A 22,928-nucleotide genomic window follows, 5' to 3' on the forward strand; every position below is an offset into this window, starting at 1 on the left:
AAACAAATTTTTCATTTAAGTATGTTAACTGCTATAATTCTTTCTGTTAAAGAAACGGAGGAGCTATGGCTTCCAGAGCGCCCATACCGGTGGCCCGCGCGATGCGCACCATCGCCGCCAACCTCGACCTCGCCCGGCGGCAGCAGCGGATCACCGTCGAGCTGCTGGCCGAGCGGGCCGACATAGCCGTGCCCACGATGCGCAAGCTTCTGAAGGAAGGCCGGGGCAGCCTGGAGAACTTCCTGCGCACGGCGCGCATCCTCGGCCTGCTGGCCTCGGTCGAGGCGGCCACCGATCCGCTCAACACTCCCATCGGCCGCCTGCGCGCCGACGAGGACACCCCGCAACGCGTGAGGGGGCCTCGGTAGGGTCCTGCCCTCAGCCCTCGTCGTACACGCGGGCGATCTCCTGGGCGCGGACTCGCAACCATTCACGGGCCCGGGCGGGCTCGACAACCTCCAGGCTGGGGCCGAACGACAGCAGGTAGTGCAGCGCGCGGTCGGTGAGGTCGCTGGTCAGCTCCACGCGGAAGCGGCCATCGGGTGCGCGGCCTATGGTGCTGGGCGCGAACTCCTCGCGCACGCGGGCCTCCTCGGCGGCGTCGATGAGCATGACCAGGCGCTCGGGCGCATGGCTGGTGAAGCCCTCTGGCATCTCGGGCGGCAGCGGCCGCGGCGCGAACGTGCCGGGCAGCATCTCAACCGACTCCCACACGATGCGGATGAGCTTGAACGTGCGCCAGTCCTCGCGCATGCGGCACCACGCGCGCAGGTACCACGACCGCTCCTTGAACACGAGCTTCGCGGGCTCCACCACGCGCTCGCTCGCGCGGTCCACCGCGTCGCGGTAGCGGAAGCGCAGCGGATGGCGCTCCACGATGGCGCGGCGCATGAGGCCGAACGCCTCCTTGTAGTCGGGCGGCGCTCCCCAAAACGAGAAGTCGATGTCCAGCCAGTCGGCGCCCTCGCGCTGGAACAGGCGCGCGATGCGCTCGGGCAGCGCGCCGTCGGCCGCGCCGGTGGAGCGCAGCGCGGAGAGCGCGGCCAGGATCTCGTCCTGCTCCGCCTCGGATACGAGCGAGCGGTCCAGCACGTAGCCGTCCATGAGGTGCACGCCGCCGCCCTTGCCGCGCGCCATGTACACCGGCACGCCCGCCGCCGAGAGCGCCTCCACGTCGCGGCGCACCGTGCGCTCGGACACCTCGAGGCGCGCCGCCAGCTCGCCCGCCGCCCGCGGCGAGCGCTCCATCAGCAGGAATACGATCTCGAACAGGCGCTGCGACTGCATGGCCGGCCTAGCTGCCCGCGTGGGCCCTGCGGCCCCTAATCTTCGGCATGATGGGCTCGCCCGTGCCGCCTATCGCGCGCTCGGCCTCCAAGAGGGCAGCTTGGCGCTTCGTCCAGTCGATCTCCTGAACCGTCGAGCGCCTGCGGGGCTCCCCCTCGAAGCCGCCCAGCTGCTTCTGCATCCAGGCGACGTCGTGCCAGCCCCCGCATTTGTACCCCGCCCGCCTCTGCGTGCCCATGTGCGTGAACCCCAGCCTCTCGTGCATCTTGACACTGGCCGCGTTCGGCACGGTTATCAGGCTGAACACGTTGCGCACGCCCTGGAGCGCCAGCAGGTCTATCACGGCCTGCGAGAGCGCCCGCCCCCAGCCGCGCTTGCAGTGGGCACGATCCAGGTACACGGACAGCTCGGCGTTCCATGCGTAGGCGTCGCGCTCGCCGATGCGGTGCGCGTAGGCGAACCCGACGATCTCGCCGTGATCCTCGGCCACCAGGTAGGGGTAATCCAGCACGATGCCCTTCATGCGATCCTCGAACTCGTCCAAGCGGGGGACCCGCGTCTCGAAGGTGACGGGCGTCTCCACATAAGGAGCGTACACGCGCAAAATCGCCTCGGCGTCGCGCACCTCGGCCCATCGCACCCGTATCGCTGGATCGCCCATGTTCTGCTCCTTCCGCCGCCTCGTCGCGCCGTTCTGGGAATCCATCGAGTATAGCACGCGTTGAAGCGCCCGCCCTCCCGCGCGCCCTCCACGTGTGGACCCGTGGCTCTCCTATGTTGATTCCCCGGCGCGGACTTGCCGCTGCGCGCCCGATGCGGAATACTTTCCCAGAGGCAGGCGCGCTCGCGCCCGCGCGAGCATCTACAGTACGGCGCGCATGCGCCCGGGGGACGGCATGACGATGAGCTGGGACGCACTACGGATGAGGGCGAAGAACGCCCCTGCATCCACCAAGACCGCGGCCGCGACGGCTGCCGTCGTCTGCGCGCTCGTGGCCCTCGCCTTGGGTGGCGCGGTCGTCCTGAGCCCTGCCGCGCCGGAGGAGCCCTCCGTCGCCGCCGAGGCCGCCGTGCCCGTCGAGCCCGAGCCTGAACCCGAAAGCCCCGGCCTGTCCGCGCTCGATCCGCGCACCGTGGCCGACGAGGCCCGCTCGGCGCTGGACGGGGCCTCTGCCACCGACGAGGTCAACCTATTCGACGCCGCGGCCGGCACCGAGCGCGTTCTCGCAAAGGACGAGGCGCCCGAGATCGCACGTGCCGTCGCCGCGTTCGACGAGGCGGGCTGCCAGGTGGGGTTCGTGGTATACGACCTGGCCTCGCAGCGCGGGATCGCCCGTAACGCCGACGGGGCGTTCTTCTCGGCGAGCACCGTCAAGGCGCCGTTCGCCTCCTATGTGGTGCAGGGTGCCGTCGATGCCGGCGAGGCATCGCTCGACGAGGAGATCGCCGAGGACGTGCTGATGGAGGGCACGGGCGTCATGGCGTTCGACGACCTGGGCTTCTACGATCTGCGCACGGTGATCGAGAACGTCCTCGTCCACTCGGACAACACCGGTTATGCGCTTCTGCGCGAGCGCTTCGACCGCGAGGGCTTCGAGGCGTGGTGCGCCGAGGCCGATGTGGACGCGGCCGCCTGGGAGGGCGAGTGGTACCCTTCGTGCACCCCGCGCGATCTGGCGAAGCTCTGGCTCAACACCGGCGCCTACCTGGCCGGCGACGCGCCGAACGCCGCCTGGTTCAAGGACGCGCTTCTGCGCACGCAGAACTCGTTTCTGCGCGAGGCGCTAGGCGGGGAGGGCCGTGAGGTGCTCGCGAAGCCCGGCTACGAGATCGATATGCCCGGATACAGCACGGCCGCGCTCAACGACGCCGGCGTCGTCTTCGACGGCACCGGCGCGTACGTGGTGGCCATCATGTCCGACGCCGATTACGACGACGAGTACCTTACTGAAAACGGGCAGCTCATCGTGGATCTGGCGGCCGCCCTCGGCGCGGCCCGCGATCGGCTTTTAACGGAAAGCGAGGGCTCATGACGTCGTCGATGAGCACGAAACGAACGATGCGCGCGGCTGCGGCGGCGCTTCTGGCCGGCATGCTCGCGCTTGCCCTGGCCCTGGCCTTGGCCCCCGCCGCAGGGGCCGCCCCCCTTGCCTGGGCTGACGAAGCCGAGGACGCGCAGGCCGCCGCCGACGAGGCGCAATCGGCCGTCGAGGAGGCCCAGGCCGCCGTGGAGGGCGCGCAGTCCGAGCTCGAGGGGGCGAAAGCGCAGGCGGGAGCGGCCGCTTCCGATTACGAGGCGCTCAAGCAGGAGATCGACGAACTGCAGGCGCGCATCGACGAGACGACCGCCCAGGCGATGGATGCCCAGGCCGAGGTTCTGGAGGGCCGCACCTCGCTCGCGCGGAGCGTCTCCTACCAGTACCTCAAAGGCGACTCCGTGCAATCCCTGATCGCGCTTCTGCTGGAATCCGAGAGCCTGAGCGACCTGCTGCGCGACCTCGCCTACCTCGACGCCGTGGCGCGCTACCAAGCTGACGAAGTTGAGGCCCAGAAGGCGCGCACCGAGCGCTTCGACGCCCTCGTGGCCGACCTCAACGCGCAGAAGGACGCGCAGGACGAGAAGCTGCAGGAGCTCGAGGCCAAGAAGGCCGAGGCCGACCAGGCGGTGGCGGCGGCATCCACCTCGCTCGAGAGCGCGCAGGGCGAGCACGCTGAGCAGTCCTCGCGCCTCGAGGAGCTCATCCGCAAGGCCGAGGAGGCGGCTGCGGCGGGCGAGGCGGCCGAGCCGGTGGCCGTGGAGGAGTCGAACACCAACACGGCGCGCCCCGGCGACCAGCAGACGGAGGTCAAGCCCGAGCCCGCGCCCGACGGGGGCGGGTCGTCCGACGCGGGCGGCGTCGGCTGGTCCACGGGCATCGCGTCGGCCTACGGCGGATCCACCGACCCCTACACGCCCAACCCCGGCACCACGGCTACCGGCGCGGTGTGCGACGACAACTCGATGGGCGTGGCCGTGCCCATGGCGTGGCCGCGGTACTGGCAGTACTACGGCCGCACGGTGGAGATCTCCTACAACGGCATGACCGTGTTCGCCACGGTGAACGACTGCGGCGGCATGGGCGGCGGCAGCCGCTCGCTCGACCTGCAGCCCGGCGTGTGGAAGGCCTTCGGCTACTCCTCGTGCACCGACTGGGGCCTGCGCACCGTGAACTACCGCTTCCTGTGAGGGGTGGCCTGCTGCGTCATTTTCGCTTCAAAAACACGCCTCAGCGGACGAGGCGTGGTTTTGGAGCGAAAATCCTGCCTTGTCGAGACAAGAGAACCGTCTTCGTCTCGTCCTTTGTGCTAAACTGCATCGTTACATGCGATGACGAAGACAGCGCCGCGACGAGCGGTCGCCAGCAGAGACGGGTGCCACCGGCTGAAAGCACCCGGGCGACGGGCGCGGCGATTCCCTTCCGAGCAGCAGGGTTGAACGCGGGGCGCGCGAGCGCGGACGTGCAGTAGGCCGTGCCGGGTTGCTCCCGTCATAGGGCGAAACGAGCGGGCGGACCGCGTGCGCGCGGCCGTCAACCAGGGTGGTACCGCGAGAGCCTTCTCTCGTCCTTGGATCTTAGGGATGCGAATCCCGCAGGTCAGGGGCGAGAGAGGGCTCTTTTTCGTATAAGGGCGAACGAAAGGGACGGAAGCGAACATGGCAATTGTGGAGGAACTGGCGGCGCTGCGCGAGCAGACGCTGGCCGCGGTAGCACAGGCGGCCGACACCGCTGCGCTCGACCAGGTGCGCGTGGCCGTGCTTGGCAAGGCCGGCACGCTCACGGGCTACCTGCGCAGCATGGGGCAGGTGCCCAAGGAGGAGCGCGCGGCCGTGGGCAAGACGGTGAACGAGGTGCGCGTGGAGGTGGAGGCCGCGCTCGCCGAGCGCAAGGCCGCCCTCGAGTCCGCCGAGCTGGAGGCCGCCATCGACGCAGCGGCCGTGGACGTGACGCTGCCCGGCCGCGCTCAGCAGATGGGCACGCGCCACCTCATCAACGCCATCACCGACGAGATCTCCGAGATCTTCCTCGGCCTGGGCTACTCGGTGGCCACCGGCCCCGAGGTGGAGACGTGCTACTACAACTTCGAGGCGCTGAACGCCCCGGCCGACCACCCGAGCCGCAGCCTGGCCGACACGTTCTACGTGGTGGACCGCTCCGGCGAGAAGGCGGCCGTGCGCGGCGAGTCCGACGTGCTTCTGCGCACGCAGACCTCCGGCGTGCAGGTGCACGCGATGGAAGACCAGGAGCTGCCCATCTACGTGATCGCGCCGGGCAAGGTGTATCGCCGCGACGTGGCCGACCCGTCGCACCTGCCGCAGTTCACGCAGATCGAGGGCCTGGTGGTGGACAAGGGTATCACGTTCGGCGACCTGAAGGGCACGCTCGACTATCTGTGCAAGCAGATATTCGGATTCGAGCGTAAGACGCGGTTCCGCGCGCACTTCTTCCCGTTCACGGAGCCGTCGGCCGAGGTGGACGTGAGTTGCGGCATCTGCCACGGCGAGGGCTGCCGCTTCTGCAAGGGAACGGGCTGGACCGAGATCCTCGGCTGCGGCATGGTGGATCCCAACGTGCTTTCGATGTCGGGCATCGACCCGGAGGAGTATTCCGGGTTCGCGTTCGGCATGGGGGTGGAGCGCATCGCCTGCCTGAAGTACAACGTGCCGGATTTGCGCATGCTGGTTGAGGGCGACATGCGGTTTTTGCGGCAGTTTTAGGGTTGCTGGGCGGGACGCTTGGCGACGCCCAGTCGCTCGGACAGTCCTCGCTGCGCTGCGGAACTCGCTTGGTGGGCGTCGCCAAGCGTCCCTTCGCACGGTTGACGCGGTTGCGCGGTACGACCTGGGAGGACGTGCTTGCTGGGAGTGCTTCAGGCAGACGTGGGTTTGGTGGAGAGGGTGAGCCTGCGAGCCCTTGTCATCCTGAGCGGAGCGGAGCTACTGCCCTTGTCATCCTGAGCGAGCGGAGCGAGTCGAAGGATCCTTCTAAAGAAGCGCCGAAGGCGCGACAGTGGTTTTGGAACAGCATGCGCTCTGCGCGCATAGAGAATAGGAATTGATATGAAAGTTTCTTTGAAGTGGTTGAGCGAGTACGTGGACGTCCCCTCGGACATGAAGGCGTTCTGCGACCGGCTCGATTTGACGGGGACGGGCGTGGAAGGCGTGGAGAAGACGGGCGCGGCGCTCGACGGCGTGGTGGTGGGGCACGTGCTCACGTGCGAGCCGCACCCCGATAGCGACCATATGCACGTGGTGTCGGTGGACGTGGGCGCGGGCGAGCCGGTGCAGATCGTGTGCGGCGCGCCGAACATCGCGGCCGGCATCAAGGTGCCGGTGGCAACCGTGGGCGCGGTGCTGCCGGGCGACTTCAAGATCAAGAAGTCGAAGCTGCGTGGGCAGGCCAGCAGCGGCATGTGCTGCTCGCAGCGCGAGCTGGGCATGGGCGGCGACCACGCGGGCATCTGGGTGCTGCCCGAGGACGCGCCGGTGGGCATGCCCATCGCCGACTACGCCAAGATGTCCGACACGGTGCTCGACCTGGAGATCACGCCGAACCGCCCCGACTGTCTTTCCGTGGCCGGCTTCGCGCGCGAAGTGGGCGCGATGTACCAGCGCGACTGGACCGACCCGCTCGCCGATATGGCGGCGAAACTTGTGCTCGATACCAGCGCCGTGCCGGTGGACCAGGCCGTGCGCGTGACCATCGATGAGCCGGCGCGCTGCCCGCGCTACACCGCGCGCGTCATCCGCGGCGTGAAGGTGGGGCCGAGCCCCGACTGGATGGTCGAGCGCCTTGCGGCCATCGGCCAGCGCTCCATCAACAGCATCGTGGACGTGACGAACTATATCCTGTTTTTGTTCGGCCAGCCGTTGCACGCCTTCGACCTGGACAAGCTCACGAACGCGGATGGCCTCGCGCACGTCGTGGTCCGCGCGGCCGCCGATGGCGAGCAGCTGACCACCCTCGACGGCGAAAAGCGCGCGCTCACGTCCGACATGACCGTCATCTCCACGCCGGAGCTCGGCGCGGTGGCGCTCGCGGGCGTCATGGGCGGTCTGGACACCGAGGTCACCGAGGCCACGACGAACATTCTCTTGGAGGCCGCCACGTTCGAAGCCGGGCGCACGAGCCGCACGAGCCGCAACCTGGGCCTCATCTCCGAGAGCTCGCTGCGCTACGAGCGAGGCGTGGACGACCACGGTATCGAGGCGCGCTCGGCCGCCGCCGCGGCGCTCATGGTTGAGGTGGCCGGCGGCACGGTGAGCGCCGCCGCGGGCGACGACGCGGGCATCGTGGACGAGTGGCCGCTGCCGTCCGCGCCGGTGGAGCTTGAGTTCCGTATCCCGCGCTTCTGCGCCATGATGGGCGCCGACATCCCGCGCGACTTCGTCGCTGACATCCTCGCGCGCCTCGGCTGCGAGGTGGCCGGCACCGCCGATGCCGACGTGCTGGCTGTGACCGCGCCCACGTTCCGCCCCGACCTCGTGCGTGAGATCGACCTGTACGAGGAGGTGCTGCGCCTGTGGGGCATGGACCGCATCCCGGCCACGCTGCCCGGCGGCCGCGGCCGCTTCGGCACCCGCACGCGGGCCGAGCACGTGAAGGACGTCGTGAACGACACGATGCGCGCCAGCGGCCTCAACGAGACGATGACCTACTCGTTCGCCGAGCCGGGCGACCTCGAGCGTCTGCGCATGCCGGCCGAGGGCCTGGGCGAGCCGGTGGAGCTCATCAACCCGCTCAACGCCGACCAGTCCATCATGCGCCAGAGCATCATCCCCGGCCTCCTGCGCAGCGTGGCGTACAACCAGAGCCGCGGCGTGAAGAACGTCCAGCTCTACGAGGAGGGCGTCGTGTTCTTCGCGCACGAGGGCAAGAAGCAGCCCAAGGAGCGCCGCCGCCTGGCCGGCGTGCTGGCTGGTGCCATGGGTGACGCGGGGTGGAGCGTCGCGCCCGCCGCGTTCGACTTCTTCGACGGCAAGGGCGTGGTGGAGAACCTCGCGCGCGAGCTGGCGCTGCCGAAGCTGCGCTTCAAGGCGCTCTCGGCCGACGAGGCCCCGCACCTGCAGCCCGGCCGCGCGGCGGCGGTGCTCTCGGGCGGCACCGAGCTCGGCTGGCTGGGCGAGCTGCACCCGCTGGCCGTAGAGGCCTTCGACGCGCAGGCGCCGGTGGTGGCGTTCGAGCTGGACGTGGAGGCGCTCGTGCGCGCCGCCCGCCCCGCGCGCGAGTACGTGGACGTGCCCACGTTCCCGGCGGTGTCCATGGACGTGGCGTTCGTGGTGGACGAGAGCGTGACCTGCGAGAAGCTCATGCAGTGCATGAGCTCGGCGGGCGGCAAGCTCTTGGAGGAGGCGCGCCTGTTCGACGTCTATCGCGACGAGGAGCGCGTGGGCAAGGGCAAGAAGTCCATGGCCTTCGCGCTGGCGTATCGCGCCGCCGACCGCACGCTCACGAGCGAGGAGGTGGACAAGGCGCACGCCCGCCTCGTGCAGAAGGTAAGCGCCGCCACCGGCGCCGAGGTGCGCGGCTAGCGTAGGCCGTTCGAACGCATGAGCCCCAGGGGCCCGCGCCTCGCAAGAGCGCGGGCCTTTTTTGTCACCCTCTCATAAAATTGCAAACAGTGGGTCAAAAACGTTGCAAACAGTGGGTTGAAGTCGTTGCAAGGAGATGGTCGTGGCTGCGATTGCGTCATCGCGTTGGACGACGGTCGCTGCGCCCTGCTTGAGGTGAAGATGAGCGCAAGCCTCGTCGACGAGGCAGCTGCGAACATTCTCAAGCTTTTGAGCAAAATCGACGAGGGCATCATGGGGCCTCCGTCCTTCTGCGCCGTCATCACGCCCGGTGGCTACGCGTACCGCCGCGACGACGGCTTTCTGGTCGTGCTCATCACCTGCCTGCGTCCTTAGCGAGCGGCCGCGAAGACGGTATCGCTTTCTCTATTTTTCATGCTACCTATCATTATAGTTTTCTTTGCATCATTATAGATATCTTTCTATCTTTATAGTATTCTTGCTCACATGCCACACTAAGGCGATAAAGAGAGGCAGTCATGGACGAATCGAGCGAACTCCGCGAGGTCCTCGCGCTTTGCAGGGCATCGGGTACGGATACGCAGCGCTGCGAAGTGAAAGGCGCCGTTGGCGGGTTGCCGAAAGATGCGGTCGAAACGCTTTCGGCTTTTGCCAACGGCTCAGGCGGCGTGCTGATCCTCGGCGTTTCGGAAGAAGAGGGCTTTCATCCCGCTCAAGGATTCGACGCGAAGCGCATCCAAGACGCTCTTGCCAACCTTTGCAATGAGAAGCTCGTCCCCGCTCTTCGTCCGGATATCGAAATCGTCTCATGCGATGGGGCTCCCGTCGTGATGGCGGTCGTCGAAGAGCTGCCGCCTTTCGACAAGCCCTGCTATGTGAAGGCGCGTGGTCTCTACGACGGCTCATTTATCAGGACGGGCGACGGTGATCGCAAGCTCACCCACTACGAGATAAACCGATTGCTTGAAGAGCGCAGACAGCCGCGGCATGATATCCTTGTGGTTGAAGAAGCGGAAGCGTCCGATCTTGATACGGAATTGGCCTCGAAGCTTCTTGCACGTGAAAGGGCCCTGCACCCTGCCGTTTTCGGCAAGTTTGATGACGAAGATGCTCTTGTCGGTCTACGCGCGCTGGCTCCCGATGGGCAAGGCGCCCTGCGGCCTACCGTTGCCGGCCTGATGGCGCTGGGGACGTTTCCGCAAAAATACTTCCCGCGGCTCAACGTCTCTTTCGCATTCTATCCTGGAACGAAAAAGGCAGAAGTGTCTGAATCGGGCCAGCGCTTCCTCGACGCCTCCGAGATAATAGGTCCCATACCCGTGATGGTCGCCGAAGCGGTGGCGGCCGTGCAGCGCAACATGCGAACGGGCGCCGTCATAGAAGGGGCCTTCCGGCGCGATGTCCCCGATTATCCTTTGGAGGCGGTCCGCGAGGCGGTTGCGAACGCGCTCATGCACCGCGATTACTCTCCGGAAGCCTGGGGAACGCAGATCCAGGTCAACATGTTCGCCGATCGGCTGGAGGTGTTCAATCCGGGCGGGCTGTACGGCGCGGTGACGGTGGAGACGTTGGGAACGCTGGGCGTGTCGTCAAGCCGCAACGAGTTCCTCTCGCGTCTGCTCGCAAGTACGCCCTATCCCCGCCCGCTCGGAGAGGCTCAGTACGTCGTGGAAAACAAGGGAACCGGGTATCTTGAAATCGAGCGGAAGCTTGCAGCCAACGGAATGGAGCCCCCCGACCCCGAGGACCGCCCTGGCTATTTCACGCTCACGATGCATCGAAACGAGGGGAAACGCGCTCGAGCGGCAAGCGAAGATGCGCTGACGGAACCGGTGCGGTCGATCCTCGAGCTGGCGCGGAAAAACGGTTCTATCAGCGCACGCGAGGCGCAGGAGGCGACGAAGCTTTCGAGGGCCACGGTGGTCAAGCGCATAAACGAGCTTGTGAAAGAAGGCAGGTTGACGCCCACCGGGCCCGCGAAAAGCCGAACGCGACGCTACGAGTACGTGGAGTAGGGTCCCGTCCGTGAAGATGGTGTGGGCGGCGTGAGCCTGCGTCATGCCGGGGGTCGGCACTCGGTCATAATGGAGTGACGAAAACGTGCGGAGCGTCAACGGCTCCGCGGACGGGCGGTGGGAAGGATCCCGCCGCTTTCTCATGCGGAGAGCGGGGGAGGACATGAGCGAGCGCATCGCCATCGCAACGGACACGAACAGCGGCATCATGGCGGACGAGGCCGCGCGGCTGGGCGTGCACGTGGTGCCCATGCCCTTCGTCGTGGACGGCGAGGAGTGCTTCGAGGGCGTGAGCCTCGACGCCGCGCGCTTCTACGAGCTCCAGGAGGCCGGCGCGAATATCGTCACCTCGCAGCCCTCCATCGTCGATCTGGGCGTGAGGTGGCGCGACCTGCTGGAAACGCACGACGCGGTGGTGTATATCCCCATGTCAAGCGGGCTGTCGGGCTCCTGCGAGACGGCGCGCGGCCTGGCCGAGCACTTCGAGGGCCGCGTGCAGGTGGCGGACAACCAGCGCATATCGGTGACGCAGCGCGAGGCCGCGCTCGACGCGCTTCGGTGGGCGCGCGAGGGGCGCTCCGCCGAGGAGATCCGCGCGCGGCTCGAGGAGACGCGGCTCGACGCCAGCATCTACCTCATGGTGGACACGATGGATCACCTGCGCAAGAGCGGCCGCATCACGCCGGCGGCCGCGGCTGTGGGCTCGGTGCTCAAGATCAAGCCCGTGCTGCAGATCCAGGGCGAGAAGCTCGACGCGTTCTCCGTCGCCAAGTCGGTGAAGGCCGCGAAGCGCACCATGATCAAGGCGCTCGCGCGCGACGTGGACGAGCGCTTCGGCGGCGTAGAGAACGTGCACCTCTACGTGGCGCACACCAACCGCGAGGCCGACGCGCTCGCCCTCGCCGACGAGATGCGCGAGGCCTTCGGCACAGACGACGTGTACGTGGACCGGCTGCCTCTGAGCATCGCCTGCCACGTGGGCCCCGGTGCCCTCGGCATCGGCTGCGCCAAACGCCAGGGCTGAGCCGGCGTTCGCCAAACCCGCCCGCTGACCAACTTCTCAAACTGCCGAGAGAACGCTTCTCTGTGCAGAAATGGAAATTTCGTTGCAACTTTAACGAAATTTCCGGAAAAAACGTTACAATAGTAACGATTTTTCGATTTAGTGCATCTGCATTGTGTGACGGGGAGGTGCCATGAAGCGTAAGATAGACGCGAAGCTGCGTGCCTGGAAAGAGTCTGCGACAAGAAAGCCGCTCGTCATAAGCGGCGCACGGCAAGTGGGTAAGACCTATTCCGTACTTGCTTTCGCTAGACAAGAGTTCGCAAGCACCCTGTATATCGATTTCTCTGCGCAAAAGAATATGTGCGCCTTGTTCGACGGCGACATTACTCCCGAGACGCTTCTTCCCCAGCTTGAAGCTGTGGGCAAAAAGGAGATCGACCCTCGCTCAACCCTTATCTTCTTCGACGAAATCCAGGCTTGCCCCCGAGCTTTAACCTCGCTCAAATACTTCTGCGAGCGAGCTCCGCAGTATTGCGTGGTTGCGGCAGGGAGCTTGCTTGGCGTGGCGTTGGGCAGAGACGAGTATTCGTTCCCGGTGGGGAAAGTGGACCAGCTGCCTCTCCATCCCCTTGATTTCGAGGAGTTTCTCTGGGCCGCAGGCGAGGAGCGGCTGGCGGGCCTTATCAGGGGCGCCTATCGCGAGGATGCCCTTTTGGGGCTGCACGATGAAGCTCTCGCTCGCTACCGTGAGTATGTGCTGGTCGGCGGTTTGCCGGAGGCGGTGCGGTCTTATGTCGAGGAGTTCTCCCTTCTTGCGGTGCGCGCGATTCAGCAGGGGATAGCCGACGCGTACCTGGCAGATATGACGAAGTATGCAAGTCCGCTGGATTCGGCCAAGATACTCAATGTATGGCGCAGCGTTCCCGAGCAGCTTGCGAAGGAGAACCACAAGTTCCAGTATGCCACCATTGCCTCCTCGGCGCGCGCTTTTCAGTATGAAGCCCCCATCAACTGGCTTCATGCGGCGGGATTGGTCTCGTTTTGCTATCGCGTAAGCGAAGGGAAGAAGCCGTTGAAGGCGTATACAAAGCATGATTTCTTCAAACTTTACTTGCTTGATGTGGGGCTTCTCTCGACGTTGCAGGGTCTGGATGCGGAAGATCTTGCGCCCGCTTCGGATAAAGGCTCGCGTTTCAGAGGGGGGGTCGCCGAAAACTACGTCATGCAGCAGTTTCTGGCGGCGGGGCTCGAGCCGTTTTATTGGGGGACAGCGAGCAAGAGCGAGGTTGATTTCGTGGTGCAGCTTGAAGGGGGTGCGGTACCGGTGGAGGTGAAGTCGGGAGGCAATGTATCCGCGCGCAGTTTGGAATCATATCGCAGAAAGTATCAACCTTCGCTGGCTATAAGGCTGTCTACGAAGAACTTCGGGTTTGCAAACGGGATCAAGAGCGTGCCGCTGTATGCGGCGTTCTGCGTGGGGAGCTAAACGGATTGCCCAACCGGTTTCAGCTCAGGCACCCTGACCGACCCGCTTGTTTCCTCTTGCTTGCCCACTTGTTGCCAGATACCCACCTTCGCATACGCGCTTCGTATGACAATCGGGGGTCAGGGTTCGACATGGCGAAGAAAGGCGGCGGGCGATGGACGACGAGAAGCGGCTGCGGCGGGAGCGCATCGTCGTCATCGCGGTGCTCGCGGCCGTCCTCGCTGCCGTCGTCGTCCTGCTCGCGCTGCACGGTCGCGAAGCGCTCGCCTTCCTCACGGACGGGCATCTCGTCCAGCAGCAGGTGGAACGCCTGGGTCCGCTCGCGCCCGTCGCGCTGGGAGCGCTCGTGGTGCTGCAGGAGGTCACGATCATCGTGCCGAGCGAGCCGCTCGAGCTGGCGGCGGGCTACGCGTTCGGATTCTGGGAGGGCGCGCTCGTCTACCTCGCGGCCAGCGTCGTGGGCTGCATCGCCATCATCCTCATCGTGCGGCGCTGGGGCGATAAGGTGCTCAAGCTCTTCCTCTCGCCGAAGCGGCGCGCTCAGCTCGCGCGCCTCGAGCGGTCGCAGCGCTTCGACCTGGCCATCCTCGTGGCCTTCTTCATCCCCGGTCTGCCGAAGGACGTCATGGCGTACTTCGCCGCGCTTGCCGGCATGGGCCCTGCGCACCTCGTGGCGGTCACCACGGTGGGGCGGCTGCCATCGGTCGTGGCCGCCACGCTCGCCTCGTCCTACGCGGCGGCGGGGGACTGGCGGGCCACGGCTATCGTGTTCGCCGTCACGGCTGCGCTCGTGCTCGCGGGGATGCTCGTCTACCATGGTGCCCGGCGCCGATCCGCGCGAAAGCCCGACGACAACGCGTGAGTTCGCGGTACAATAGCCCGCGAGCGAAAGGAAGCATACTATTATGTACGACGGACTACCCACCCCCGGCCGCAACGACGAATGCTGGTGCGGCAGCGGCAAGAAGTACAAGAAGTGCCACCGCGACTTCGACGAGCGCCTACAGGGCCTCTACGACCAGGGATTCGAGGTGCCCGCGCGCAGCCTGCTGAAGACGCCGGCCGACGTCGAGGGCATCAAGAAAAGCGCGGCCATCAACATCGGCGTGCTCGACTACGTGGCCGAGCGCATCGGGGTCGGCACGACCACCGGCGAGGTGGACCGCTGGGTGCACGACTACACCGTCGAGCACGGCGGCATCCCCGCCGACCTGGGCTACGAGGGCTTCCCCAACAGCGTGTGCACCTCCGTGAACGAGGTGGTGTGCCACGGCATCCCGTCGGACGACCACGTGCTCGCCGAGGGCGACATCGTGAACGTGGACTGCTCCACCATCCTGGACGGCTACTACTCGGACTCGTCGCGCATGTTCTGCATCGGCGAGGTGTCGCCCGAGCGCCGGCGCCTCGTGGAGGAGACGAAGAAGGCCATGGAAGCCGGCCTCGCCGCCATCAAGCCGTGGGGGCTTCTGGGCGATGTGGGCGCGGCGGTGAACGCCTACGCGCAGAGCTGCGGCTTCACGGTGGTGCGCGAGTTCGGCGGCCACGGCATCGGCCTCGACTTCCACGAGGATCCGTTCGTGAGCCACGTGGCCGAGGCGGGCACCGGCATGGTGCTCGTGCCGGGCCTCGTGTTCACCATCGAGCCCATGGTGAACGCCGGCGGCCAGCCCATCGATATGAGCGACCCCAACGGCTGGACCGTGCGCACCGCCGACGGCTCCGACACCGCCCAGTGGGAGGTGCAAGTGCTCGTCACCGACGACGGCTACGAGCTCCTCAGCTGGTAGACAAGCCTCCAGGTGCGCATCTTCGCTCCAAAAACACGCCTCGCGCGCTGACGCGTGTTTTTGGAGCGAAGATGCGCACGGAAAGGCTTTGCGAAACGCCCGGCGCCGCGATCTGCGGGCCGGGCGTTTCCGGGGAGGGAGGGGGCTTTTGCCAGGGACTACTTCTCGGCCACCATCTTGCCGATCACGTAGCCTTCGGTGTAGCAGCGGCCCAGGCTCAGGCCGAACACGGTAAGCGGGTAGTCGATGCCGCCGTAGAAACGCCCCGAGCAGTTGCCCACGGCGTAGAGGTTCTCGATGACCTCGCCTTCCGGCGTGAGGCACTCGTGCTTGGCGTTCACGTCCACGCCCGAGCAGATGGCGCTCATGCGCACGTGGCGGTGGATGCCGTAGAAGGGCGGGGTGTCCACGGGCACGAGGTACTGCGCGGGCTTGCCGAAGTCCTCGTCCTTGCCGGCGGCCACCAGCTCGTTGTAGCGCTTGACGGTTTCCACGAACGCGGCCTTGTCGGCTATCTCCAGCTTGTCGGCCAGCTCTTCCAGCGTGTCGGCCTTGAACGTGTTGATCTGGCCCTCGAACACGCCCTCGCGCTTCACGTCCTCCTCGGGCATGTACACCTTCAGGCCCTCGGGGTCCACCAGCTTGCCGGGCCATTCGGCGGCCGCGGTCATGTAGTTGCTATCGAACACCTGGCAGTAGTGGCCCGCGTCCTCGGCGCTGCGCAGGTAGCAGTTCATGAGCGACATCTCCACCGTCTCGTTCACGAAGCGCTTGCCCGTGGCGTTCTTCACGGCCAGAAACGGCATGTCGCACATGGAGGCCGGGCCCGCGTCGAAGTCGTGGAGCATCTTGGTGTGCGCGAGGTCCTCGATCTTGCCGCCGGCCCACACCACCATCTTGTGGCCGTCGCCGGTCTTGTTGGTCTGCTTGGGCTCGAGGTTGGTCATGTCGGGCTGGTAGTAGTAGAGCATCTCCTCGTCGTTCTGGTAGTCGCCGCAGGCCACGATCACGCCCTTCGACGCGTTGAACTGCACGTAGCCGCCGTCGCCCTTCGCGACCACGCCCGTCACCTTGCCGGACTCGTCGGTGACGAGCTGCTCGGCGGGGGTGGAGTAGAAGATCTCGACGCCCTCCTTCTCGGCGGTGGCGGCCAGCGCGCGCATGCCGTCGCCGGTGTTGAGGGGCTTCGGGCCGAAGAACGACGTGATGAAGTTGATCTGGTAGCCCTTCTTGTTGATGAGGGGCATGTGCTGCTGGTTGCCCTGGTCGATGACCGGCGCGCCGCTTTCGGCCGACTTCTCGATGACCCACTTCACGGCCTCGCCGGAGTTCTGCGCCCACAGTTCCACGAGCTCGCGGTCCGGGCGGTGCTGGCTGTCCACGATGAGCTGCGACACGAGGTTCGCGATGTCGGCGGGGTCGCTCGTGGCCAGGTCGATGCCGCTGCCGGAGTTGCCCTGGCTGATGGCCTGGCTCTCCTTCTGCAGAAGCGCCACCTTCGCGCCGGCCTCGCAGGCTGACAGCGCCGCCGGCACGCCCGACGCGCCCGCGCCGATGACCACCACGTCGTAGTCCTTCGTCTCCTTGATGTCGGTGATGGGCTCTGGCTTGACGAGGAAGCTCGGCAGGCCGCCGCGCAGATGCCCCGCCGCCGTGCCCGTCTCGCCGCCCGCGGCCGGCGCGCCCGCAGCCGAGCCGCCCGCGCCTGAAGCGGCCTGCGGCGCGCACGAGGCGAGCGCGCCCGCTCCCACGGCGCCTGCGGCGGCGATGCCTCCGAACTTGAACAGGTCGCGACGGCTGATGCCGGTGCCTTCGGAATGCTTTCCCATGATGTCCTCCTTCGATCCGGTTTCTATTGATCCCTCGAAGCGCACCTTAGCGCCGCCGGTGCCGCCTGTCTTTCGTCCATCGAGTCGAAACGGGGGATGATTTGCATCATCCGCGCGCATCACCCTATCGGTGAGCTGGGGAAACGACGGTTCCGTGGCGAAGGGCCGCCCACGCGCTCCTTGCGCGGCGAGGCGTTTCCGCTACAATGAAACCGCCGGAAACGATCAAGGAGGGATCGCCCGCATGAAGCAAGGGGAAGAGGGTCGGGAGCCGCACGACGTCCAGGACGCGCCGCCGCCCGAGCCCGCGCGCACGGAGGACGAGGGCCCCAGGCCTCCCGGGCCGCTGTTCCCGTGGCTGCCGGCCATCCCGCTCGCGTTTCTGGGGCTGGGCGTCTACCGCGCCTGGATCGAGATCGTGTTCGTGGGCTCGTTCGTGAAGTTCCCCGCAGCGGGCGTCGCCGGCCACGACGCGTTCGACCTCGTCATGATAGCCACGATGCTCGTGTGCGCCGCGCTCGCGAAGCGCACGGGGCCCTACTTCGCGCGCAAGCCTTTATATGGCGGTGCGGGTGCGGCGCTCGTCGCGTCGACGTGCTGCATGTTCGCCTCCATCGCCTGGCCCGAGCTCGCCTTCGCGCTCGCGGTGCCGGCGGTCGCGCTCGGCGGATGGGGCATTGCCATCGTCATCCTTCTGTGGTCGGAGCTGTACGGGTGCCTCAACCCGTTCCGCGTGGCGCTGTACTACTCGGCGTCCATGATCGTGGCGGCGCTCGTCATCTACGTGTGCCGGGGGATGGCCGTGACGTGGCTCGGCGCGGTGGTGGCCGTGCTGCCCGTGGCATCGCTCGCCGCGGTGGCGGCCGGGTTCCGCGCGCTGCCGGGCGACGAGCTGCCGAGCACGCACCCCACGCGCTTCTCCTTTCCGTGGAAGATCGTGCTGCTCATGGCCGTATACGCCTTCGCCTACGGGCTGAAGGAGTCGTCGATGTACCAGTCGACGTTCGGGCCGCACTCCGCGTTCGGCACGGTGGCGGTGGCGGCCGTCGTGTTCTTCGGCGTCATCGCGCGCGGCGGCAAGTTCGACTTCGCCTTCATCTACCGCATCGCGCTGCCGCTCATGGTGGCGGCGTTCCTCATCCTGCCCAACGTCGGCGTGCTCACGCAGGCAGCGTCGGACTTCTGCACGAGCGCGTCGTACACGGCGTTCTCCATCCTCATCATGCTCATCATGGCCAACCTGTGCTATCGCTGGGGCATGTCGGCGGTGTGGCTGTTCGGCCTCGAGCGCGGCGTGCGGGCGCTGTTCTCGCTCGTCGGACGGCAGGTGGAGGCGTTTTTGAACTCGTCGACGGTGGGGCTCGAGGCGTCGGACGCGGTGGTGAGCGGGCTCGTGGTGGTGATGGTGGTGGCCGCCACGATGATCCTGTTCTCGGAGCGCGAGCTTTCGAGCCGCTGGGGCGTGGCGTTTCTGGGCGGCGCGGACACGCCGGCGAACACGGCCGTAGTGAAGCGCCAGGAGCTGGCGAGCCGCTGCAGCGACCTGGCCAAGCAGCACGGCCTGTCGCCGCGTGAGGAAGAGGTGCTGCTGTTGCTCGCGCAGCACAAGACGGTGGGCTCCATCGAGCGCGAGCTATTCATCGCCAACGGCACGGCGAAGACGCACATCAGGCACATCTACCGCAAGCTCGACGTGCACTCGCGCGACGAGCTCGTAGAAAAGTTGGAACTTTTCGAATAAAACCAAACAAACGTTCTGCTTCTGTGCTATACTAATCGCAAACATATGAGCCAGTGCAAGCGCTGAATCCCGCCGCATCCGCGGTCGGGCAGCCCATAGATGGCGGCGGTGTTCCACGTCGCCCGTACCACGCTTGCAAGATCCTCAAAGCTTTGGAACGCCTTGTGAAGAGGTGTCGTGCCATGATTGACTCGCTTGCCGCCGTTCCCTGCTGCTCCCATCCCGAGGCGCTCGTCGTCATCGACGTCGTGCCGCTGTGCGCCGTCGATTCGCCCGAGGGCGCCCGCGTCGCGCTTTCCGCGGCGGAGTCGCTCGCCGCCCCGTGCGATCCGCTCGACGTGCGCGCCGGCCGCCCCGTGCGCTGCATCGCCGCGCTCTCGTGCGACGAGGCGCTCGCGCTTTTGAAGGAGGCGGGCCATGTGCTGCTCTGATTTTTGGGCTCGGGAGGACCTCTCGTTGAAGCGGCTGCCCACGCTGCAGGAGCTTCTGCGCTGCTGCGACGGCGGCCTGCTCGTGCGCGTCATCGAGGAGGAGCATATGGCGGGGGAGCTCGCCGGTTTGCCGCCGAAGCGCCGCAGGCAGGTGGAGAAGCGGCTTTGGCGGGCGCTCTCCTGCATGCGCGACGTGCGGGCGGGGAAGGCGAGCCGCACGTCGGCGCTCCTGCCGGAGGAGGCGTTCGTGCTGCATGCCGGCTCGGGCCTCATCGAGCGGCGCGTGTCGGCGGCGCTCGCCAGCGGGGAGGACGCTTCGGCCGCGCGCCGTGCGCTCGCGGGCGGGCGCGGCCCCCTGCCTGAGGAGCGCCCCTACACGCTCGCGCCGTGGGAGGAGGCGCTCGCGTACCGCGTGCAGCTCGCGGGACCCTGGTGCGCCCGGGAACGCTACCAGGTGCTCGCGAGCGCGTTCTGGGAGCTCACGTTCTTCGGCTTCGAATACGACCGCGCGACGGCGTGCCAGGCGCAGCGGAGGGCCGCGCTCCTGCTGGCGGAGGACGACGCGCCGCCGGCCCACGCCGAGGCGGTGGGGGCCACCGTGTCCGAGGACCGCGCCCTGCGCGCCCGCTCCTTCGGCCTCGAGGTGCCCGATCGCTTCGACGGGGAGCGCTTCGACGCGCTCGCCCGCCGCGTGGGCGCCCTGAACGAGGAAGCCCGCCGCGACTTCTGGCGACGCTTCCTGGCCGTAGTCCCGCCCGCCGAGGCAGCCTGATGGCGGCTTCGGCGGCGCGGCGCTCGCGATACGGTGGATCCCGCATGAAAAGGAGGGGAGCTTGGTGACGCCCGCCATGCTTCTTACTTGCAGTTTACTTACAAATTTAACTAGTAAAGGTAGTATTTTATTACCTTTACCCCTATACTCTGTAAGTATGAAGTTCAAAGAATACATATCGGAGCATCATGCGTTCACGATGGAGGACTTGCTTCGAAGCGCCGATTCACAGGCGTCTGCCAAGCAGCAGCTCAAGCTTGCGCTCGCATCTGGATCGATCGAGCGGGTGCGCAGGGGGCTCTTCGTTTCGCATGCGGGCAGGTTCGAGGGCGCAGGGGTCGACCCATACGAGGTCGTGACCGCTCTCGACCCCGACGCCGTGCTTTCGTATCATTCCGCTTTGGAGGCGCATGGCATTGCCCACAATGTGGGATTCGAATGCCGGTTCAGGACGGATGCGGCAAAGACCGCCTTCTCCTACAAAAACGTCAGGTACATTCCGCATGCTGCGGAAGCAGGCGTTTTGACGCGGAGGATAAGGGCAAGCGCTTTCGGCAGCGCGCTCGTCACGAGCAGGGAGCAGACTATCTTCGACTGTCTTAAGCATCCGGAGTGGTCGGGTGGCATCGAAGAAGCAGTGCGTTCGCTCTCCGCGCTGTCCTATATCGACGTTGCGCTTATTGCGAAGCTCGCCGAAGAGGATAGCGCGTCGATGGCGGCACGGGTCGGATGGCTGCTTGACGCGAAATCCGAGCAATGGAGGGTCCGTCCCGAGGTGCTGGAAAGGCTGCTGGCTGCAAGCAGGGGAGTGGTGTCGAAACTCGACAAGGGCTCGACCGCCACGAGAGGTTGGTCCCGAAAGTGGAATATGAGGCTTCCGGAGAGCGTGGAGGAGGTGAAGTCTTGGATTCTCTAGATGCTGGCGAGTTCCAGCCAAGGGTCGTAGACAAAGTCGAGCGGCTCTTCGACTTGCTCGAGGAGATGGATCGCCACCCCGATTTGCGCGGCAAGCTCGCTCTCCACGGCGGCACGGCCATCAACCTCTTCATGCTTGAGATTCCTCGGCTTTCGGTTGACATCGACGTCTCCTATATCGGCGCGCTCGGATGCCGCGTCTAAAAGCCCTGAGGCGCTCTGGAAGATGAAACACTTGCGAAGAATGAAGGGATCGCCACGCCTGTAGGCAAACGCGGAATGCGCGTCGATGGATCCCGTGCGGCGTCGCCCGGCACAGCCTCAGCTGGCGGCGCGCGCTTCAAGCGATAATTAACCCCATGCCGTCAGGCCTCCGCGCCGCGACGGCTTTCTTTTGGCAGCCGATGGCGAGGCGGCCCCGGAAAGGGCCTGCCTCGACAGGAACGATGGGGTGAGCGATGGAGCGAAAAGGAATCGTATACGGATACGCGCGCGTGTCGGCGAAGGACCAGAGCCTCGGGAGGCAGATGGACGCCCTGGCCGCCTTCCCCGTGGAGAAGGCGCGCATTTTCGCCGACAAATCGAGCGGGAAGGACTTCGAGCGGCCCCAGTACCGCCGGCTGCTCGCGCGGCTGAGGGCCGGCGATGTGCTGGTGGTGAAGAGCATCGACCGCCTGGGGCGCAACTACAACGAGATACTCGAGCAATGGCGCGTCCTCACGAAGGAGAAGGAGGCGCACGTCGTCGTGCTCGACATGCCGCTTCTCGACACGCGCAACGAGCAGAACGGCATCACGGGCGTCTTCCTGGCCGACCTGATGCTGCAGCTGCTCAGCTACGTGGCCCAAGTGGAGCGCGAGAACATCCGCCAGCGTCAGGCGGAGGGCATCGCCGCAGCTCGCGCGCGCGGCGTGCGCTTCGGCCGCCCCGCCATCGAGCTCCCCAGCACCTATCGGCCCGTGAAGGAGGCGTACCTGTCGGGCCGGATCACCCGCAAGGAGGCGGCACGGCACCTGGACGTGTGCGTGAGCACCTTCGATCGATGGCTCAAAAGGGACGCCGAGCGAACCGCAGACCGTCGTTCATGACAATAAACGCGCCGAAGAGCTCATCCGTATGATTTTCGTCACCAAAATGTAGACTTTTTGACTCGCGTCGATATCGTTCGCGAATCTCTCAATGTCTGCATCCGAACTGCCGTTTCTTTCCTACACGGGATTATCGGGCATCCGCATCAAAAAGTCTACGTTTTCACTTCACCGCCGGCGCGGTTCGCGCCGGCGGTCGCGGCATCCGGGCGTGCGAGCGAGCATGAGAGAGGACGTAATGGCAACGGAGGCACGGCAGCGCGAGGGCTTGCCGACGGGTTTTCTGTCGGACGGCCCGTTGCGGGACGGCGACCTTCGCTGGTACGCCATCCACGTGCCCGAGGGGCGCGAGGACGCGGTGGCGGGCAAGTGCCGTCAGCTCCTCGGCTCCGACCTGGTGGAAGACTGCTTCGTTCCCAAGTACGAGCGCTACATGAAGCGCGAGGGCGCCTGGCGCATCGTCGTGCACCCCATGTTCAGCGAGTACGTGTTCGTGGCTACGCGCGATGTGCGAGCGCTGTCGAAGGCGCTCGGGCAGCTGTCGTTCCCGGCGCCGCTCGTGGGCAGGCGGGGGCGCACCTACGCGCCGCTCTCGCCGAACGTGCAGGCGTGGCTCGAGTCGGCGCTCGACGACGCGCACGTGCTGCGCGCGAGCGAGGGCCGCATCGAGGGCGGCGTCCTGCAAGTGGAGCGGGGCCCGCTGCGCGGCTGCGAGGGCCGCGTGCGAAAGATCAACCGTCACAAGCGGATGGCGTATCTCCGTTTCGACGAAGGGGGCGAGGGCGACTGCGTGCTGCAGGCCGCCCTGAACGTCCCGGTGAAGAACTAGCACGACCCGGTTCCCCGCCGGCAGCCCAAAGCGAGAGGCGTATTTGGGCTGCCGGCGGGGAACCGCGACGAACATATCCTGAGAAGCGCGGGCGGTGCCATCGGCGGGCCGAGCGGAACCAGGGGAATGAATACTCTCGATGCCGCAGGCCGCAGGGCCCGAATGGCGA

The 22,928-nt window shown here is 66.4% G+C and carries 21 protein-coding genes; 18 read left to right on the forward strand and 3 right to left on the reverse strand.

Annotated features, from left to right (window positions below; translation table 11 throughout):
• Nucleotides 1-65: 65 nt before the first annotated feature.
• Nucleotides 66-368 carry a hypothetical protein gene (locus FX134_RS12445; RefSeq protein WP_080802476.1) on the forward strand — a complete coding sequence of 101 codons (303 nt, stop codon included), beginning with the start codon at nt 66-68 and terminating at the stop codon, nt 366-368.
• A 10-nt stretch (nt 369-378) separates the two neighbouring features.
• Here the strand turns inward: FX134_RS12445 and FX134_RS12450 are convergent, their stop codons facing one another.
• Nucleotides 379-1,287, reverse strand: coding sequence for a helix-turn-helix transcriptional regulator (locus tag FX134_RS12450; RefSeq protein ID WP_080802479.1), 909 nt, complete (start codon nt 1,285-1,287; stop codon nt 379-381).
• A 7-nt stretch (nt 1,288-1,294) separates the two neighbouring features.
• Nucleotides 1,295-1,948, reverse strand: coding sequence for a GNAT family N-acetyltransferase (locus FX134_RS12455; protein ID WP_172623478.1), 654 nt, complete (start codon nt 1,946-1,948; stop codon nt 1,295-1,297).
• A gap of 262 nt (nt 1,949-2,210) precedes the next feature.
• Here FX134_RS12455 and FX134_RS12460 point away from each other — a divergent pair, with 262 nt between their 5' ends.
• The 10 genes from FX134_RS12460 (at nt 2,211) to FX134_RS12505 (ending at nt 15,154) form a co-directional block, all read left to right on the forward strand.
• A complete protein-coding gene (locus tag FX134_RS12460) occupies nt 2,211-3,320 on the forward strand; it encodes a serine hydrolase (protein WP_080802485.1) in 1,110 nt (369 codons plus the stop codon).
• Nucleotides 3,317-4,513: a coiled-coil domain-containing protein gene (locus FX134_RS12465; protein WP_232050948.1), complete on the forward strand. Its 1,197-nt coding sequence runs from the start codon at nt 3,317-3,319 to the stop codon at nt 4,511-4,513. The genes FX134_RS12460 and FX134_RS12465 overlap by 4 nt, the downstream gene beginning before the upstream one ends.
• Before the next feature lie 468 nt (nt 4,514-4,981).
• Complete coding sequence (gene pheS / locus FX134_RS12470) at nt 4,982-6,043, forward strand: phenylalanine--tRNA ligase subunit alpha (protein WP_080802493.1); 1,062 nt, start codon at nt 4,982-4,984, stop codon at nt 6,041-6,043.
• A 342-nt stretch (nt 6,044-6,385) separates the two neighbouring features.
• A complete protein-coding gene (gene pheT, locus FX134_RS12475) occupies nt 6,386-8,857 on the forward strand; it encodes a phenylalanine--tRNA ligase subunit beta (protein ID WP_080802495.1) in 2,472 nt (823 codons plus the stop codon).
• A gap of 201 nt (nt 8,858-9,058) precedes the next feature.
• Nucleotides 9,059-9,232 carry a NagC family transcriptional regulator gene (locus FX134_RS12480; protein ID WP_143412201.1) on the forward strand — a complete coding sequence of 58 codons (174 nt, stop codon included), beginning with the start codon at nt 9,059-9,061 and terminating at the stop codon, nt 9,230-9,232.
• A 143-nt stretch (nt 9,233-9,375) separates the two neighbouring features.
• Entirely contained in the window at nt 9,376-10,872 is a 1,497-nt protein-coding gene (locus FX134_RS12485; RefSeq protein ID WP_080802501.1) for an ATP-binding protein, read from the forward strand.
• A 163-nt stretch (nt 10,873-11,035) separates the two neighbouring features.
• Nucleotides 11,036-11,896, forward strand: coding sequence for a DegV family protein (locus tag FX134_RS12490; RefSeq protein ID WP_080802504.1), 861 nt, complete (start codon nt 11,036-11,038; stop codon nt 11,894-11,896).
• Nucleotides 11,897-12,068: 172 nt separating this feature from the next.
• On the forward strand, nt 12,069-13,364 hold the full coding sequence (locus FX134_RS12495; protein ID WP_080802507.1) for an ATP-binding protein: 1,296 nt from the start codon (nt 12,069-12,071) through the stop codon (nt 13,362-13,364).
• Nucleotides 13,365-13,518: 154 nt separating this feature from the next.
• Nucleotides 13,519-14,226 carry a TVP38/TMEM64 family protein gene (locus FX134_RS12500; protein ID WP_080802510.1) on the forward strand — a complete coding sequence of 236 codons (708 nt, stop codon included), beginning with the start codon at nt 13,519-13,521 and terminating at the stop codon, nt 14,224-14,226.
• A 43-nt stretch (nt 14,227-14,269) separates the two neighbouring features.
• Nucleotides 14,270-15,154 carry a methionyl aminopeptidase gene (locus FX134_RS12505; RefSeq protein WP_080802513.1) on the forward strand — a complete coding sequence of 295 codons (885 nt, stop codon included), beginning with the start codon at nt 14,270-14,272 and terminating at the stop codon, nt 15,152-15,154.
• Nucleotides 15,155-15,312: 158 nt separating this feature from the next.
• Here FX134_RS12505 and FX134_RS12510 read toward each other — a convergent pair whose 3' ends face one another.
• Nucleotides 15,313-16,983 carry an FAD-dependent oxidoreductase gene (locus FX134_RS12510; protein WP_080802518.1) on the reverse strand — a complete coding sequence of 557 codons (1,671 nt, stop codon included), beginning with the start codon at nt 16,981-16,983 and terminating at the stop codon, nt 15,313-15,315.
• Between the two features lie 244 nt (nt 16,984-17,227).
• Here FX134_RS12510 and FX134_RS12515 point away from each other — a divergent pair, with 244 nt between their 5' ends.
• From FX134_RS12515 to FX134_RS12540, 7 genes are all read left to right on the forward strand, one after another.
• On the forward strand, nt 17,228-18,724 hold the full coding sequence (locus FX134_RS12515; protein ID WP_080802521.1) for a helix-turn-helix transcriptional regulator: 1,497 nt from the start codon (nt 17,228-17,230) through the stop codon (nt 18,722-18,724).
• 182 nt (nt 18,725-18,906) lie between these two features.
• Nucleotides 18,907-19,155: a hypothetical protein gene (locus FX134_RS12520; protein WP_080802524.1), complete on the forward strand. Its 249-nt coding sequence runs from the start codon at nt 18,907-18,909 to the stop codon at nt 19,153-19,155.
• Nucleotides 19,142-19,927, forward strand: a complete 786-nt coding sequence (locus FX134_RS12525; RefSeq protein ID WP_080802527.1) for a hypothetical protein — start codon at nt 19,142-19,144, stop codon at nt 19,925-19,927. The genes FX134_RS12520 and FX134_RS12525 overlap by 14 nt, the downstream gene beginning before the upstream one ends.
• A 157-nt stretch (nt 19,928-20,084) precedes the next feature.
• Complete coding sequence (locus FX134_RS14625) at nt 20,085-20,843, forward strand: type IV toxin-antitoxin system AbiEi family antitoxin domain-containing protein (RefSeq protein ID WP_172623479.1); 759 nt, start codon at nt 20,085-20,087, stop codon at nt 20,841-20,843.
• Complete coding sequence (locus FX134_RS14630) at nt 20,831-21,046, forward strand: nucleotidyl transferase AbiEii/AbiGii toxin family protein (RefSeq protein ID WP_172623480.1); 216 nt, start codon at nt 20,831-20,833, stop codon at nt 21,044-21,046. The genes FX134_RS14625 and FX134_RS14630 overlap by 13 nt, the downstream gene beginning before the upstream one ends.
• 254 nt (nt 21,047-21,300) lie before the next feature.
• Complete coding sequence (locus FX134_RS12535; protein WP_080802536.1) at nt 21,301-21,930, forward strand: recombinase family protein; 630 nt, start codon at nt 21,301-21,303, stop codon at nt 21,928-21,930.
• A 238-nt stretch (nt 21,931-22,168) separates the two neighbouring features.
• Nucleotides 22,169-22,759, forward strand: a complete 591-nt coding sequence (locus tag FX134_RS12540) for a transcription termination/antitermination NusG family protein (protein WP_172623481.1) — start codon at nt 22,169-22,171, stop codon at nt 22,757-22,759.
• The last annotated feature ends 169 nt before the right edge of the window (nt 22,760-22,928 follow it).

This window comes from Arabiibacter massiliensis (genome assembly GCF_902386925.1).
GTDB lineage: Bacteria > Actinomycetota > Coriobacteriia > Coriobacteriales > Eggerthellaceae > Arabiibacter > Arabiibacter massiliensis.